Origin of the sequence: Pseudomonas sp. SCPG-7, assembly GCF_002156405.1 — a bacterium.
GTDB lineage: Bacteria > Pseudomonadota > Gammaproteobacteria > Pseudomonadales > Pseudomonadaceae > Aquipseudomonas > Aquipseudomonas parakoreensis.
The window spans coordinates 92372-107422 of record NZ_MVOO01000003.1; the positions used below are offsets into that span (position 1 = coordinate 92372).

The following is a 15051-nucleotide window of genomic DNA, read 5'->3' on the forward strand; positions in this document are numbered from 1 at the left end:
ACGAGCAGGGTTAAGCGATATGGAGCAAGGAACACCGGGAACCGCGGGCCGGTATTTTTGTTCCGGGAACAACAGACAAGGCCAGAGCCGTGAGGCTCTGACCTATAAAAAACTTTCGGGTGATTTGCAAATGAAAATGCTGAGCAAACATTTCATCTACGTCTCGACGAAGAGGTGGAAATGACTGAAATCAGCTCACTGCTTGCTGGTTGCAGTGCCATCGTTGCGCATCGACAAAGCAATGCGTTCAGCTGTGCCGATTGGAATTTCACCGACCACCGTGACCATCATTTCACCCTCGGGCGTAGTGAGACGGCGGGAAACGGCAACAGTCGGCCCCAACTGCGTGCGGGTATCGGTCACTGTTGCACCGTTCAACGGCTCAAGAAATACCGAAAAACGCGCCAGACCGTCGTCATACATCAGGCTGTTGACCTGAGTCTTGGTTTCCGGATCTTTGTGCGAGGTGCTGCTGGTTAGCACGAAACCCGGAGGGAGCCAGTCGGAATGCCAGACCTGAGCCGTCTTCACGGCAGAGGCCTTGTCACTATCAATAGTAACGGCCTTGCACTCGGTGCCAGCTTGCAGATCTTTGTCCGACGGGACATCAGCGGTATCAAGACTGGTGAACTGGAAACGCTCGAGCAACTGCCCCTTGTCATTGAGCAGCAATGACTTAAGCGGCAGGGCGGTCTGCTTGTCCAGATGAAGCTCGAAACCATAGCGATGCTGGTCTCGCGGCGTCAGCGATACGATAACCGCATCCCGCCCGGCCACGCGCGACTTGCCGATGACAGCAAGGTCATACCAGTTTTTCAGCTTTTGGGGATCAAACGCACGAGCGGTCGAGCTGGAAGAGTCTCCCAACCCCGCAATCAGAGTGCCACTGACACATTGAGTATGCCCATCAATGCGCACCACTTCCTGCGCCGAGCCGTCCAGTTGAACAAGACGCTCGCGAACCTGACCGTTCTGGACACGATGCCAGATGTTATGGGTAGAAAAACTACCGTTACGCTCGTAAACGAAGGTGCCTTGAAAGCTTTGCTGCTGTTCGGCCTGGCCCAGACGGTTCAACCAGTCCTGGGCCTCATCAGCGTGGGCTGGAACAACGAACCAGCCACTGAGCAGAAGCGAAAGTAAAGGTATGGCGCGCATGATCCTCCTTAACGGTTTTCCATGCTTGCTGCACGCGCATAAGGCAAGGCGCTTTCAGTACCTTTCAGCGCAGCCTGCTGGGCATGCTGGCGCAGATAACCTGGCAGACGCTGATCATGCCAGCCTGGCTGACCTTGCAGAACGCCATTGGCCATCGGACCGGTGGTCTCCGAGCTTTCCTTATAGCCTGCCAGCACTGCCGGGCCTTTGGCTTGCGGCGCTACCAATGAAGGCTGATTGGATTGCTGAGCCAACTCGACACCCGCGATTTCGTCCTGGTTGTACAGACGAACACCGGCCAGAACGGCAACGGTCACCGAAGCAGCAACGGCCAGACGACCGAGGTTACGCCATGGACCACGGGATACTTTGGCTGGAGCCGTCTCGTCTTCCAGAGCAGCAGAGACTGCCGCAGCGATGTCCAGACGCGGAAGCAGCAGGTCCTTGTGCATGGCTGCCCGGGCGATCTGGTAACGAGCCCAGGTCTCACGGGTTTCAACATCGTCCAGTGCATTGATCACTCGACGCAATTCCAATTCGTCCGCTTCGTTATCCATCACTGCGGACAGCGATTCCTGCAGGGCTTCACGACTCATGGCGTTCCTCTCTTGGCTGTCGCCGCTGTCTCAGTTTTCCTGCAACAACGGCTGCAGGGCTTTATCGATGGCCTCCCGAGCGCGGAAAATCCGGGAGCGCACGGTACCCACCGGACACTGCATGACGCTCGCAATGTCCTCGTAACTCAGACCATCGAATTCACGTAAAGTTAACGCCGTACGCAAATCCTCTGGCAGTTGCTGAATGGTTCGATGGACGGTGCCTTCGATCTCATCCCTCAGCAACGCGCGTTCCGGTGATTCGAGATCCTTGAGGCCATGATCGCCGTCGTAGAACTCTGCGTCTTCAGAACTTACATCGCTATCCGGCGGCCGGCGGCCGCGTGAAACCAGATAGTTTTTTGCCGTGTTGATGGCAATGCGGTAAAGCCACGTATAGAACGCGCTGTCTCCGCGAAAGTTTCCTAATGCTCGGTACGCCTTGATAAAGGCTTCCTGAGCCACATCCTGGGCTTCATGGGTGTCGTGCACGAAACGCACGATCAACCCGAGAATTTTGTGCTGATATTTCAGCACCAGCAGATCGAAAGCTCGCTTGTCGCCACGCTGAACGCGCTCGACCAGCTGCTGATCCTCTTCCTGGGTTAGCATGAACACTCCTCGATAAGCATGGAGGAGGCTTGCATAACTAAACGACCAGACTTGCAAACATAGACTCGGGCTTTTCGCAAAAGTTCTCCCCCTCCAGGCAAGTTTCCTGCGGGCTCTGATTTGGCACGCACGAAAAACGCAGCGCGGGATAAACCGGCTGCGCGAATAATCTTGTCATCGGTTCGCCAGCAAAAACCCAATCGCAGGTTCTGCATTGAAGCCGACACTGTCCCGTGTTTCTGGCAACTGTCTATTGATCTTGGGCCTCTGGCAAAAGTTCCAATTATTTATAGCCATGCTGGCGCGACATTGAACGACCGTGCGCTGAAAAAGCCTGTTTCATCCTCGATACAGTCGCCTTTTCCCAAAACGACCGAAAAAAACGTCCGACGAAACGTCAGGCTTTTGTCGTCACAGTAGTTTCACAATGCCATACAAGCCCGGCTATTGTGCCGCTCCACCCCTCTATATACTAGTGGGCTGTGTGGCTGTCTTGACTCGCCGATCCAGCTGTCTTGCGCCAACCCCGATCCGGGTCGCTTTGAGCGGAATCCTGAAATGAGCCAACAGTTTCAACACGATGTTCTGGTGATTGGCAGCGGCGCTGCCGGTTTGAGTCTCGCGCTGACCCTGCCGGGTCATTTGCGCATTGCCGTATTGAGCAAAGGTGATCTGGCCAACGGTTCGACCTATTGGGCCCAGGGCGGCGTCGCTGCCGTGCTGGACGATACCGACACTGTCGAATCCCATGTCGACGACACCCTGAATGCCGGCGGCGGTCTGTGCCATGAAGACGCGGTGCGCTTTACCGTCGAGCACAGTCGGGAAGCCATCCAGTGGTTGATCGACCAGGGCGTGCCATTCACCCGCGACGAACAGTCCGGCACCGAAGACGGCGGCTTCGAATTCCATCTGACCCGCGAGGGCGGTCACAGTCATCGGCGCATCATCCACGCCGCCGACGCAACCGGTGCAGCGATTTTCACCACCCTGCTCGCCCAGGCCAGAGAGCGCAGCAATATAGAGCTGCTGGAACAACGGGTTGCCGTTGATCTGATCACCGAGCGTCGTCTGGGTCTGGATGGCGAGCGTTGCCTCGGTGCCTACGTGCTGAATCGCGCGACCGGCGAAGTCGATACCTACGGCGCGCGTTTCGTGATCCTCGCGTCCGGCGGCGCCGCCAAGGTTTACCTCTATACCAGCAACCCCGATGGCGCCTGCGGTGATGGCATTGCCATGGCCTGGCGCTCGGGCTGCCGGGTGGCAAACCTGGAATTCAATCAGTTCCACCCCACTTGCCTGTATCACCCGCAAGCCAAGAGTTTCCTGATCACTGAAGCCTTGCGTGGCGAGGGTGCGCACCTGAAGCTGCCCAATGGCGAACGGTTCATGCCGCGTTTCGACAAACGTGCCGAACTGGCACCACGCGACATCGTCGCCCGTGCCATCGACCATGAAATGAAGCGCCTGGGTGTCGACTGCGTCTATCTCGATATCAGCCACAAGCCTGAAGCCTTCATCAAAAGCCACTTCCCGACAGTTTATGAGCGCTGCCTGGGTTTCGGCATCGACATCACCAGGCAACCGATCCCGGTCGTACCCGCGGCGCACTACACCTGTGGTGGCGTGATGGTCGATCAACACGGTCGCACCGACGTGCCGGGGCTGTACGCCATCGGCGAAACCAGCTTCACGGGTTTGCACGGGGCCAACCGCATGGCCAGCAACTCGCTGCTCGAATGCTTCGTTTATGCCCGCTCGGCGGCAGCGGACATTCTTGCGCAACTGGATGCCGTCACCGCGCCAAACGCCCTGCCCGAGTGGGACGCCAGCCAGGTAACCGATTCCGACGAAGACGTGATCATCGCCCACAACTGGGATGAGCTGCGCCGCTTTATGTGGGACTACGTGGGGATCGTGCGCACCAACAAGCGCCTGCAACGGGCGCAGCACCGCGTACGCCTGCTGCTGGACGAGATCGACGAGTTCTACAGCAACTATAAAGTCAGCCGCGACCTGATCGAGCTGCGTAATCTCGCGCAAGTCGCCGAGCTGATGATCTGCTCAGCCATGGAGCGCAAGGAAAGTCGCGGCCTGCATTACACCCTCGACTATCCGAACCTGCTGCCCGAAGCGCTCGACACTATTCTGGTGCCGCCCACCTACGCCGGCTGAATTTAAGCCGCACTCGCAGGCGTCGGTGCACATCCGCCGCCTGCGAGTCTCGCGGTACGCAGATCGAACGCACTCGCCGTTCCCCACGCAGACGAAAGCGCAACACCACGATCAACGGCGACGCCAGGCTATCGGGCCGCAGCTGCGCCGCTTGCCAGCCGCCCGCCTGATTCCACAACTGCCAGCCATCGGCGTCGCGGCGCAATCGGCAAAAAGCCTGCGGATGCTTCAGCAGAATCTGCCGTGGCAACACCCACGCGGCGTGCAGCAGACAGGCGAAAGCCCCGAGCAGACAGGCCCAGAGTGGAATCGACAGGAGAAACAACACACCCAGTGCGAACGCCTGGGCCAACAGATACGCCGCCAGCAACTGCCGTGAGGCATGCCAGCGGCATTCGAAGGTGTTACTTGGGCTGAACACGGTCCAGGATCATCCGGACCATGCGCTGCAGTTCCGGGTCTTCGGATTCGCTGCGCTCCATGAACCAGCCGAACATGTCCTGGTCTTCACAGGTCAGCAGTCGGACATACAAGTCGCGATCGACCTGGTTGAGGTGCGGATAGACCTCCTGCACGAACGGCACCAGCAGCACGTCAAGTTCCAGCATGCCGCGGCGGCTGTGCCAGAAGAGGCGATTGAGTTCAACTTGTTCGACCATGGAGCCCTCCTCAAATAGGCGCGCAGTATACAGCCCCGGCGCGGGTCGCACAGTCGGCTTTGGTCGGGCACCACCGATCCTTTATCAACTACCCATTTCAACAACGCGCCCTTATGATGTGCCCCAGACTTTTTACCCTGCGATGAACCATGGCCGATTCTGCTTTTTTCTGCACCCTGTCTCATGAAGGCGTACTCGCGGTTCGCGGCGCGGATGCCGGCAAATTCCTGCAAGGCCAATTGACCTGCAACATCAATTACCTCAGCGACAGCCAGGCCAGCCTTGGCGCACGCTGCACGCAAAAAGGCCGGATGCAGTCAAGCTTCCGCATTCTGCTCGAAGGTGATGGCGTGCTGCTGGCGATGGCCAGCGAACTGCTGGAGCCGCAACTGGCAGATCTGAAAAAGTACGCAGTATTCTCCAAATCCAAGTTGACCGACGAAAGCGCCGCCTGGGTGCGTTTTGGCCTGGAGCACGGCGACGCCGCATTGGCCAGCCTGGGTCTGGACCTGCCGCGCGAAACCGACAGCGTGGTGCGCAACGCAGGCCTGATCGCGATTCGCGTCTCGGCGGATCGCGCCGAGCTCTGGACACCGGCCGATCAAGCCAATGCCATCAAGGCCAAACTCGTCGCCTCCCTGCCGGAAGGCGAGCTGAACCAATGGCTGCTGGGGCAGATTCGCGCCGGTATCGGTCAGGTCATGCCGACCACCCGCGAGCTGTTCATCCCGCAGATGCTCAACCTGCAGGCCGTCGGCGGCGTGAGTTTCAAGAAAGGTTGTTACACCGGACAGGAAATCGTCGCGCGCATGCAGTACCTGGGCAAGCTCAAGCGTCGTCTCTATCGCGTGCAACTGGACGCGAGCGAATTGCCGGAGCCGGGGACCCCGCTGTTCGCCCCAAGCCACAGCAGCGCCATCGGCGAAGTGGTGATTGCCGCCCGCGCCGCAGAAAAGATTGAACTGCTGGCGGTGTTGCAGGCCGAAGCTGCCGAAGCGGGTGATCTGCACCTGGGCACCCTCGAAGGGCCAGCCCTGCATTTGCTCGACCTGCCCTACGAACTGGATCGCGACCGCGAAATCCAGCGCTGATCGCAGCTTTTGTTGCAACACCCTAGAGAATCTACATGAGCGAGCTGGCGGATAAGGTCCAACAGGATTTGGTTGAGGCCATCGATAACGATGACCTGGTTCTGCCAACGTTACCGGAAGTGGCCCTGCAAATTCGCAAGGCCGCCGAAGATCCGGAGATCAGCGTCAGCGATCTGAGCAAAGTCATTGGCCGCGACACGGCGCTGTCGGCGCGCCTGATCAAAGTAGTCAACAGCCCGTTGCTGCGTGCAACCCAGGAAGTCACCGACCTGCACACCGCGATCACCCGGCTGGGGGTGAACTACAGCAGCAACCTGGCGATCGGGCTGGTGATGGAACAGATCTTCCACGCCCGCTCCGACGTGGTCGAACAGAAGATGCGCGAAGTCTGGCGCAAGAGCCTGGAAATCGCCGGCGTCAGCTACGCCCTGTGCCGCCGCCACACCCAACTCAAACCTGATCAGGCAGCGCTGGGCGGACTGGTGCATCAGATCGGCGTGCTGCCGATCCTGACTTACGCCGAAGATCACTACGAACTGCTGTCGGATCCGGTCAGCCTCAATCATGTGATCGACCACATTCACCCGCTGCTGGGCGACAAGCTGTTGCGGGTTTGGGAATTTCCCGAGCAACTGGTGGAGCTGCCTGGGCTGTACCTGGATTTCAAGCGCGACTCGGCACAGATCGATTACGTCGATCTGGTGCAGGTCGCGAGCCTGTACTGCCACAAAGACAGCGATCATCCGATTTCACGGATTGACCCGCTCAGTGTGCCGGCATTCAGAAAGCTTGGGATCGATCCGGAGAACAAGCAATTGTGCGCAGATCTGGAAGAATCGCGGACGATGTTTTACTGACACCCGTGGCGAGGGAGCTTGCTCCCGCTGGGTTGCGTAGCGGCCCCAAACCAGACGGCATCCCTTCATCAGACAAACCTTGCACTCAGGGATCACGACTGCTGCGCAGCCGAGCGGGAGCAAGCGCCCTCGCCACAAAAGCCCTCTCGGCTGCTATCCGGCAATAAAACTCACCCGAACCTTCAAACCGGCCTGCTCACCATCATGCAAGGTGATCTGCGCCAGATGCGCCCGGCAGATTTCTCCGACAATCGCCAGACCCAACCCTGACCCCGCGACCTGCTGATTGCGCCGATAAAAGCGTTCAAACACCCGATCACGCTCCTCCAGCGGAATCCCCGGCCCGTCATCTTCAACCTCAAGCACCGCCGGTGCCGCGACCCGCAGAATCACGTTGCCGCCCGGTGGCGTATGCGCCAGTGCGTTGTCCACCAGATTGCTCAACAGTTCATTGAGCAACGTCGGCTCACCGCGCAGCCACACCGGTTCATCCGCCTCCAGCGCCAGTGCGACGCCGCGCGCGTGGGCCAGAGGCGCCATGGCCATGCCCAGTTCGCGGGCCAACTGACTCAGATCCAATAATTGCGCGCCGCCCTCGGCAATCGCCCGGGCACCGTTTTCCACCCGTGCCAGCGACAGCAGTTGATTGGCCAGGTGGGTCAGGCGATCGGTGCTTTGCGCCGACGACTCCAGGGTTGTGCGCCAGGTTTCCGGTTCGCTCGAACGCAGCCCCAACTCCAGCCGCGCCTTCAATGCTGCCAGTGGCGTGCGCAGTTCGTGAGCGGCATCGGCGATGAACTGCGCCTGCCGCTCGAACTGCCCACGCAGGCGCTCGGTGAAGTGATTGAGCGCGCGCACCAGTGGCCACAATTCATGTTGCACCTCCACCAGCGGCAGCGGCCGCAAATCATCGGGCTGGCGCTCCTCCACCGCCGTGCGCAGACGCTCCAGCGGGCGCAGCGCAGCACTCACCGCGAACCACACCAGCAACAACGCGCCGATGGCGAGCATGCCCAGACGCAACAGCGTATCGGCCGCCAGACTGCGCGCCATAGCGACGCGCGCCTCATCGGTTTCGGCGACGCGGATTTCCGCCATGCCGTTCATGTTCGGCTCGGTGACCGCTTTGAGCAGGCTGACCACGCGCACGTTCTGCCCGCGATAGGTCGCGTTGTAGAAGCGCGCGAGCGCCGGGTAATCGTCGGTTCTTGGCGTACCGGGTGGCGGCCCGGGCAGGTTTTCGTAGCCGGAAATCAGCTTCTGGTGGATGTCGTTGACTTGGTAGTAAATCCGCCCGGCACTGTCGTAAGCGAAGGTGTCCAGGGCTACGTAGGGCACGTCGGCGCTGAGCGTGCCGTCGCGCTGCGAGAGGCCGGCGGCGATGGTTCGCGCCGAGGCCAGCAGGGTTCGATCGTAAGCCGTGTCGGCGGCTTCGCGACCATTCCAGTACGCGCTCAGACCACTGGCGAGCATCAACACCACCAGCAGCAACGCGAGGTTCCACAGCAACCGCCAGCGCAGGCTGCTGGGCTTATGCATCGCGGCTTTCCAGCAGGTAACCGAGGCCACGGAAAGTCACGATCGCCACAGGCTGGCCGTCGAGTTTCTTGCGCAGGCGATGCACGTAGATTTCGATGGCGTCGGGGCTGGCTTCTTCGTCGAGACCGAACACTTGCGCGGCGAGTTGCTCCTTGCTCATCACCCGTCCCGGGCGGGCGATCAATGCTTCGAGCACGGCCTGTTCGCGAGAGGTCAGGGTCAGCAATTCTTCGCCAAGGCTGAAACGTCGGGTGTCGAGATCATAGGCCAGCACGCCGCAACGCTGCTGGCGTTCGCCGCCGAGCACACTGCGTCGCAGCAGGGCTTTGACCCGCGCTTCGAGCTCGCTCAGTTCGAACGGTTTGGCGAGGTAATCGTCAGCGCCGAGATTCAAGCCGTGTACGCGGTCCTTCACATCGCTGCGCGCCGTCAGCATCAACACCGGCAGGTTCTTGCCGCGTGCGCGCAGGCGCGCCAGCACCTCGAACCCGTCCATGCGCGGCAGGCCGACATCGAGGATCGCCATCGCGTATTCCTCGCTGCCCAGCGCCAGGTCGGCGGCTACGCCATCGTGCAGCACGTCCACGGTCAGACCGGTGCTCTTGAGCGCCTGGGCGACGCTTTCGGCCAACTGCAAATGGTCTTCGACGAGCAGAACACGCATGGATCTTTACCTCATTCAGGGATGGCCGACGCCATTCTTTGCCGCGGAGTTTACAGCCGCAACCGCCACTGTGAAGCCCGAAAACCGCGAAATCCAGCTGAAAGGTTAGCGAAAGGTTGGGCCGTTAGAGTCCGGTCACGGACAGTTTCGACTGCCGTCGCTGCTGCCACACAGCGCTACGAAAAACGCCACGAAGCGTTTTCGACCAATAAGAACAATAAACGGAGTACACCGCGCATGCCGTCCTTGCAGACCAGGGCTTTCACGCCCGCTCGCCCTTCGCGTTTCAGCCACACCGCCCTCGTCAGTGCCGCCGCCCTCGCCGGTTTTTCACCGCTGAGCTACGCCGACTTCATCAAAGACAGTTCCGCCACCTTCGAAACCCGCAACATGTACTTCAACCGCGACTTTCGCGACGGCACCAGTGCCCAGCAAAGCAAGCGGGATGAATGGGCCCAAGGGTTCATGCTCAACCTGCAATCGGGTTACACAGACGGCACCGTGGGGTTCGGTGTCGATGCGCTGGGCATGTTGGGGGTCAAACTTGATTCGAGCCCGGATCGCACCGGCACCGGCCTGCTGCCGACCCACGATGACGGGCGCGCCGCTGACGAATATTCCAAGGTCGGCCTGACCGGCAAAGTGAAAATCTCTGCCACCGAACTGAAAATCGGCAGCCTGATGCCTGAATTGCCGATCCTCAAACCGAACGACGGGCGCATCCTGCCGCAGACCTTCGAGGGCGGTTTGCTGACCTCCAAAGAGATCAAGAACCTGACCTTCACCGGCGGGCGTCTGGAGAAAGCCAAGGATCGCGACAGCACCGATTTCGAGGACATTGCCCTCAACAACAAGAACAGCCGTTTCGCTGGCACCGTGGCCGGCAAGCATTTCGATTTTGCCGGCGTGGACTACAAGTTCACCGACAAGATCACCGGCAGCTACCATTTCGCCCAACTCGACGAAGTCTATAACCAGCACTTCTTCGGTCTGGTCGCCTCGCGGCCGATGGGCCCGGGCACCTTCGCCACCGACCTGCGCTTTGCCGTCAGTGACGATCAGGGCGCGGCCCGTGGTGGCGAGATCGACAACCGCTCGCTCAATGGCCTGGTCAGCTATGCCCTGAGCGGCCACAAGTTCACCGCCGGTTATCAGCACATGTCCGGCGACAGCGCCTTCCCGTATGTCGATGGCAGCGACCCGTACCTGGTCAACTTCGTGCAGATCAACGACTTCGCCGGCGCCGAGGAACGCTCGTGGCAGGCGCGTTACGACTTCGACTTTGCGCGCCTCGGCATCCCCGGCCTGTCGTTCATGAGTCGGTACCTGAGCGGTGACAACATCAAGCTCAAGAATGGCGATGAAGGCAAAGAGTGGGAGCGCAACACCGAGATCAAATATGTAGTACAAAGCGGCGCCTTGAAGGACGTTGCCGTACGCCTGCGTAATGCCACCTACCGTTCCAACTACTCCGCTCGCGATGCCGATGAAGTGCGTCTGCTGGTGAGCTATAGCGTTGCCCTTTGGTAATTGATTGAAATGCTGCGGGTTGGAAGATCAAAAGATCGCAGCCTGCGGCAGCTCCTGCAAAAAGCCCTACAACAAGAAGACCGTGGAGAAACCAATGAACTTATCACTGCGTAAAGTTGCTCTGGCCGCTGGCGTCATGCTGTTCGCCGGCCAACTGATGGCCGAACCGAAGCGCCCGGAATGCATCGCCCCGGCCTCCCCCGGCGGCGGTTTCGACCTGACCTGCAAACTGGCGCAGAGCGCGCTGGTCAATGAAAAACTGCTGACCAAGCCGATGCGTGTGACCTACATGCCCGGCGGTGTCGGCGCGGTGGCGTACAACGCGGTCGTCGCTCAGCGTCCGGCCGATGCGGGCACGCTGGTGGCGTGGTCTAGCGGTTCGCTGCTGAATCTGGCGCAAGGCAAGTTCGGTCGTTTCGACGAGACCAATGTGCGCTGGCTCGCGGCCGTCGGCACCAGCTACGGCGCCATCGCGGTGAAAAGCGATTCGCCCTACAAGACCCTCGACGATCTGGTCAAAGCCTTGAAGAAAGATCCGAGCTCGGTGGTTATCGGCTCCGGCGGCACCGTCGGCAGCCAGGACTGGATGCAAACCGCCCTGATCGCCAAGGCTGCCGGGATCAACCCGCGTGACCTGCGTTACGTCGCCCTCGAAGGTGGCGGCGAAATTGCCACCGCGCTGCTTGGCGGGCACATCCAGGTCGGCAGCACCGACATTTCCGACTCCATGCCGCACATCCAGAGCGGTGACATGCGCCTGTTGGCAGTATTCGCCGACAAACGCCTCGACGAGCCGGAAATGAAAGACATCCCGACCGCCCGCGAGCAGGGTTACGACATCGTCTGGCCAGTGGTTCGCGGTTTCTACCTCGGGCCAAAAGTCAGCGACGAAGACTACGCCTGGTGGAAAGACGCTTTCGACAAACTGCTGGCCTCGGACGACTTCGCCAAGCTGCGCGATCAGCGTGAACTGTTCCCGTTCGCCATGACCGGCCCGGAGCTGGACACCTACGTGAAGAAGCAGGTGGCGGACTACAAGGTGCTGGCCAAAGAGTTCGGCCTGATTCAGTGATCGCCTCTGTCTAGCGGCTGCGGCCTCGCGCATCGAGGCCTCGGCACAGGAGTTTCCCATGCTCTTACAACGCATTTTCGCCTCGGTGCTGTTGCTGGCCTGCGTCGGCCTGGCGCTCATGGCGTGGCCGTATCAAGCGGCTTTTTCTTATGAACCGGTCGGCCCGCGTGCCTTTCCCTTGCTGATGCTCGGCCTGATGGGCCTGGCGCTGCTGTACATGGTGTTCCGCCCGGCCCCCATCAAACACAGCGCGGACGAACCGCCGCTGGATCGCGAAACCCTGATCAAGATCGGCATCTGCGTCGTCCTGCTGCTGGTGTTCGCCGGCACATTTGAATCGCTGGGTTTCATCATCGCCAGCGTCATCACCGGCATCCCGATGGCACGCCTGTACGGCGGTCGCTGGTTGCCCAGCGTGGCGATCATCAGCCTGATGGCCATCGGTCTTTACCTGCTGTTCGACCGTTTGATGGACGTTCCGCTGCCCCTTGGCCTGCTCAGCGTTCTGGAGAACTGATATGGATACTCTTGGCTATTTGGGTCAGGGTTTTGGCGTTGCGCTGAGCCCCTACAACCTGGTAACCGCGCTGTGCGGCACATTGATCGGCACTGTTGTCGGCCTGTTGCCGGGCCTGGGTCCGATCAACGGTGTGGCACTGCTGATCCCGATCGCATTCGCCCTCGGCCTGCCACCGGAGTCGGCGCTGATTCTGTTGGCGGCGGTGTATCTGGGCTGCGAATACGGCGGGCGGATCAGCTCGATCCTGCTGAACATTCCAGGCGAAGCCTCCACCGTGATGACCACCCTCGATGGTTACCCGATGGCCCGTAAAGGTCTGGCCGGTGTGGCGCTGTCGCTGTCGGCATGGAGTTCGTTCATCGGTGCATTCATTGCCACCTGCGGCATGGTGCTGTTCGCCCCGCTGCTGGCGAAATGGGCGATTGCTTTCGGCCCGGCGGAATACTTCGTACTGATGGTGTTCGCGATTGTCTGCCTTGGCGGCATGGCCGGTGATCGTCCGCTGAAGACGTTTATAGCAGCGTTGATCGGCCTGTTCCTGTCGACCGTGGGCATCGACGCCAACAGCGGTGTGTACCGTTTCACTGGCGACAACATTCACCTGACCGACGGCATTCAGTTCGTGGTGCTGGTGCTGGGCCTGTTTTCCATCAGCGAAATTCTCCTCCTGCTGGAAAAAACCCACCACGGCCAGGAAGCGGTGAAAGCCACCGGCCGGATGATGTTCAACTTCAAGGAGGCGGCTTCGGTATTCGTGGTCAACGTCCGCTGCGGCGTGCTGGGTTTCATCATGGGCGTGTTGCCGGGTGCCGGCGCGACCCTCGCCAGTGCCGTGGCCTACATGACCGAGAAACGCATCGCCGGCACCAGCGGCAAATTTGGTGAAGGTGATGCCCGAGGCCTCGCCGCGCCGGAAACGGCTATTGGCGGTGCGGCCTGCGGTGCGCTGGTGCCGATGCTGACCCTCGGCGTTCCCGGTTCGGGCACCACGGCGGTGATGATCGGCGCCCTGTCGCTGTACAACATCACTCCGGGGCCGCTGCTGTTCCAACAGCAACCGGACATCGTCTGGGGCCTGATCGCTTCGTTGTTCATCGCCAACGTCATGCTGGTGATCCTCAACATCCCGATGATCCGCATCTTCACCCGCATCCTCGCCGTGCCGAACTGGGCGTTGGTGCCCGTCATCGCCATCATCACCGGGATTGGCGTGTATGCCGTGCATGCCACCACGTTCGACCTGTTCCTGATGATCGGTATCGGCATCTTCGGCTACATCCTGCGCAAGCTGGACTTCCCGCTGTCGCCGCTGTTGCTGGGCTTCATTCTTGGCGAACTGATGGAGCAGAACCTGCGTCGCGCCCTGTCGATCTCCAACGGTGCGCTGGAAATCCTCTGGTCGAGCCCGATCACGCTCGGCGTCTGGGTACTGACAGGGATCATGCTGCTGATGCCGATCATCCGCATCTGGCGCAAACGTGCGGCAGCGCAACGCGCCATCGCCGATGTCTGATCGCACGTCCCTCAGAAGCTGGTGGGCCACCCCGCTGGTCGGTCTGCTTGGCGGTTTTATCGCCAGCCAGATCGGCTGGCCGCTACCGTGGATGGTCGGCTCGTTGCTGGCGATCATCCTGGTGCGCTGCCTGACCCCGTGGCAACTTACGGAAATCCCCGGCGGGCGCAAATGCGGCCAATGGATTGTCGGCATCGGCATCGGCCTGCACTTCACCCCGCTGGTGATGGAGCAGGTGCTGAGTCATTTCGGTTTGATCTTCTTCGGTGCGCTGGTCACCAGCCTGTCGGCGGTGGTCGGCGTGTGGCTGATGCGCCGCACCGGCGAAGATCGCGCCACGGCGTTTTTCTCGAGCATGCCCGGCGGGTCCGGAGAGATGGTCAATCTCGGCGCGCGCAATGGTGCGTTGCTCAGCCATGTCGCGGCCGGGCAGAGTCTGCGGGTGCTGGTGGTGGTGCTGTGCGTGCCGGCGGCGTTCAAGTATCTGCTGGGTGACGGCACGCCGATTTCCCACGCCGGCAGCGTCGATTGGCGCTGGCTGGCGATTCTGTTTCCCACAGGCGCCCTGCTCGCCTGGCTCTGGCAGCGTTTGCGTCAGCCCAATCCGTGGCTGTTCGGCCCGTTGCTGGTCAGTGCCACGGTGAGCATTACCTGGGATTTGCACATTGGCCTGCCGGACGGAGGCAGCCAGATCGGCCAATGGCTGATCGGCAGCGGACTGGGCTGTCACTTCAATCGGCAGTTCTTCCGGCGCGCGCCGTCATTCATGGGGCGTACGTTGATCGGCACGGCGTTGACCATGTTGATCGCCACCCTGGCGGCACTGGGCTTGAGTGCGCTGACCCATCTGGATCTGCGTTCGCTGACGTTGGGCATGATGCCCGGCGGCATTGCCGAAATGAGTCTGACGGCGGAAACCCTGCAACTGTCTGTGCCGCTGGTGACGGCGATGCAAGTGATGCGGCTGTTGTTTGTGCTGTTTCTGGCGGAGCCGTTGTTCAAGTATTGGAATCGTAATCCCGAGTGATACCGAGTCACTGTGGCGAGGGAGCTTGCTCCCGCTGG

The 15051-nt window shown here is 60.6% G+C and carries 15 protein-coding genes; 8 read left to right on the plus strand and 7 right to left on the minus strand.

Annotated features, from left to right (window positions below; translation table 11 throughout):
* Positions 1-195 precede the first annotated feature (195 nt).
* The 3 genes from B1722_RS07285 to rpoE are packed head-to-tail and all read right to left on the minus strand — an operon-like array spanning position 196 to position 2366.
* On the minus strand, positions 196-1158 hold the full coding sequence (locus B1722_RS07285) for a MucB/RseB C-terminal domain-containing protein (RefSeq protein WP_041070377.1): 963 nt from the start codon (positions 1156-1158) through the stop codon (positions 196-198).
* An 8-nt stretch (positions 1159-1166) separates the two neighbouring features.
* Entirely contained in the window at positions 1167-1754 is a 588-nt protein-coding gene (locus B1722_RS07290) for a sigma-E factor negative regulatory protein (RefSeq protein WP_041070379.1), read from the minus strand.
* Positions 1755-1784: 30 nt separating this feature from the next.
* Complete coding sequence (gene rpoE / locus B1722_RS07295; protein ID WP_003172477.1) at positions 1785-2366, minus strand: RNA polymerase sigma factor RpoE; 582 nt, start codon at positions 2364-2366, stop codon at positions 1785-1787.
* Between the two features lie 558 nt (positions 2367-2924).
* Here rpoE and nadB point away from each other — a divergent pair.
* A complete protein-coding gene (gene nadB / locus B1722_RS07300; protein WP_086792017.1) occupies positions 2925-4541 on the plus strand; it encodes an L-aspartate oxidase in 1617 nt (538 codons plus the stop codon).
* On the opposite strand, the gene B1722_RS07305 is transcribed toward nadB, so the two are convergent.
* Both B1722_RS07305 and B1722_RS07310 read right to left on the minus strand, forming a co-directional pair.
* Entirely contained in the window at positions 4510-4962 is a 453-nt protein-coding gene (locus B1722_RS07305) for a protein YgfX (protein ID WP_086792019.1), read from the minus strand. The genes nadB and B1722_RS07305 overlap by 32 nt on opposite strands.
* Positions 4946-5200: a succinate dehydrogenase assembly factor 2 gene (locus tag B1722_RS07310; protein WP_007963266.1), complete on the minus strand. Its 255-nt coding sequence runs from the start codon at positions 5198-5200 to the stop codon at positions 4946-4948. Before B1722_RS07310 ends, B1722_RS07305 begins: the two co-directional genes overlap by 17 nt.
* A gap of 149 nt (positions 5201-5349) precedes the next feature.
* On the opposite strand from B1722_RS07310, the gene B1722_RS07315 reads away from it, so the two are divergent.
* Both B1722_RS07315 and B1722_RS07320 read left to right on the plus strand, forming a co-directional pair.
* Complete coding sequence (locus B1722_RS07315; protein WP_086792021.1) at positions 5350-6291, plus strand: folate-binding protein YgfZ; 942 nt, start codon at positions 5350-5352, stop codon at positions 6289-6291.
* A gap of 35 nt (positions 6292-6326) precedes the next feature.
* Positions 6327-7148: an HDOD domain-containing protein gene (locus B1722_RS07320; RefSeq protein WP_086792023.1), complete on the plus strand. Its 822-nt coding sequence runs from the start codon at positions 6327-6329 to the stop codon at positions 7146-7148.
* Between the two features lie 153 nt (positions 7149-7301).
* Here the strand turns inward: B1722_RS07320 and B1722_RS07325 are convergent, their stop codons facing one another.
* Positions 7302-8687 carry a sensor histidine kinase gene (locus B1722_RS07325; protein ID WP_086792025.1) on the minus strand — a complete coding sequence of 462 codons (1386 nt, stop codon included), beginning with the start codon at positions 8685-8687 and terminating at the stop codon, positions 7302-7304.
* Positions 8680-9351 (minus strand): response regulator, encoded by a 672-nt coding sequence (locus B1722_RS07330; RefSeq protein ID WP_041070394.1) that lies wholly within the window; start codon positions 9349-9351, stop codon positions 8680-8682. Before B1722_RS07330 ends, B1722_RS07325 begins: the two co-directional genes overlap by 8 nt.
* Before the next feature lie 237 nt (positions 9352-9588).
* Here B1722_RS07330 and B1722_RS07335 point away from each other — a divergent pair, with 237 nt between their 5' ends.
* From B1722_RS07335 to B1722_RS07355, 5 genes are all read left to right on the plus strand, one after another.
* On the plus strand, positions 9589-10881 hold the full coding sequence (locus B1722_RS07335) for an OprD family porin (RefSeq protein ID WP_041070396.1): 1293 nt from the start codon (positions 9589-9591) through the stop codon (positions 10879-10881).
* Between the two features lie 94 nt (positions 10882-10975).
* Positions 10976-11953 carry a tripartite tricarboxylate transporter substrate binding protein gene (locus B1722_RS07340; RefSeq protein ID WP_041070529.1) on the plus strand — a complete coding sequence of 326 codons (978 nt, stop codon included), beginning with the start codon at positions 10976-10978 and terminating at the stop codon, positions 11951-11953.
* Positions 11954-12011: 58 nt separating this feature from the next.
* Positions 12012-12470, plus strand: coding sequence for a tripartite tricarboxylate transporter TctB family protein (locus tag B1722_RS07345; protein ID WP_041070398.1), 459 nt, complete (start codon positions 12012-12014; stop codon positions 12468-12470).
* A gap of 1 nt (position 12471) precedes the next feature.
* Entirely contained in the window at positions 12472-13986 is a 1515-nt protein-coding gene (locus B1722_RS07350) for a tripartite tricarboxylate transporter permease (RefSeq protein WP_041070400.1), read from the plus strand.
* Positions 13979-15013, plus strand: a complete 1035-nt coding sequence (locus B1722_RS07355; protein ID WP_086792027.1) for an AbrB family transcriptional regulator — start codon at positions 13979-13981, stop codon at positions 15011-15013. Before B1722_RS07350 ends, B1722_RS07355 begins: the two co-directional genes overlap by 8 nt.
* Positions 15014-15051: the final 38 nt, after the last annotated feature.

Bases quoted from the DNA above. Each gene is read 5' to 3' on its own strand.
- B1722_RS07325 (WP_086792025.1), bottom strand. From the start codon at position 8,687: ATGCATAAGCCCAGCAGCCTGCGCTGGCGGTTGCTGTGGAACCTCGCG.
- B1722_RS07320 (WP_086792023.1), top strand. From the start codon at position 6,327: ATGAGCGAGCTGGCGGATAAGGTCCAACAGGATTTGGTTGAGGCCATC.
- B1722_RS07350 (WP_041070400.1), top strand. From the start codon at position 12,472: ATGGATACTCTTGGCTATTTGGGTCAGGGTTTTGGCGTTGCGCTGAGC.
- B1722_RS07290 (WP_041070379.1), bottom strand. From the start codon at position 1,754: ATGAGTCGTGAAGCCCTGCAGGAATCGCTGTCCGCAGTGATGGATAAC.
- B1722_RS07345 (WP_041070398.1), top strand. From the start codon at position 12,012: ATGCTCTTACAACGCATTTTCGCCTCGGTGCTGTTGCTGGCCTGCGTC.
- B1722_RS07355 (WP_086792027.1), top strand. From the start codon at position 13,979: ATGTCTGATCGCACGTCCCTCAGAAGCTGGTGGGCCACCCCGCTGGTC.
- B1722_RS07315 (WP_086792021.1), top strand. From the start codon at position 5,350: ATGGCCGATTCTGCTTTTTTCTGCACCCTGTCTCATGAAGGCGTACTC.
- B1722_RS07340 (WP_041070529.1), top strand. From the start codon at position 10,976: ATGAACTTATCACTGCGTAAAGTTGCTCTGGCCGCTGGCGTCATGCTG.
- nadB (WP_086792017.1), top strand. From the start codon at position 2,925: ATGAGCCAACAGTTTCAACACGATGTTCTGGTGATTGGCAGCGGCGCT.
- rpoE (WP_003172477.1), bottom strand. From the start codon at position 2,366: ATGCTAACCCAGGAAGAGGATCAGCAGCTGGTCGAGCGCGTTCAGCGT.
- B1722_RS07285 (WP_041070377.1), bottom strand. From the start codon at position 1,158: ATGCGCGCCATACCTTTACTTTCGCTTCTGCTCAGTGGCTGGTTCGTT.
- B1722_RS07335 (WP_041070396.1), top strand. From the start codon at position 9,589: ATGCCGTCCTTGCAGACCAGGGCTTTCACGCCCGCTCGCCCTTCGCGT.
- B1722_RS07310 (WP_007963266.1), bottom strand. From the start codon at position 5,200: ATGGTCGAACAAGTTGAACTCAATCGCCTCTTCTGGCACAGCCGCCGC.
- B1722_RS07330 (WP_041070394.1), bottom strand. From the start codon at position 9,351: ATGCGTGTTCTGCTCGTCGAAGACCATTTGCAGTTGGCCGAAAGCGTC.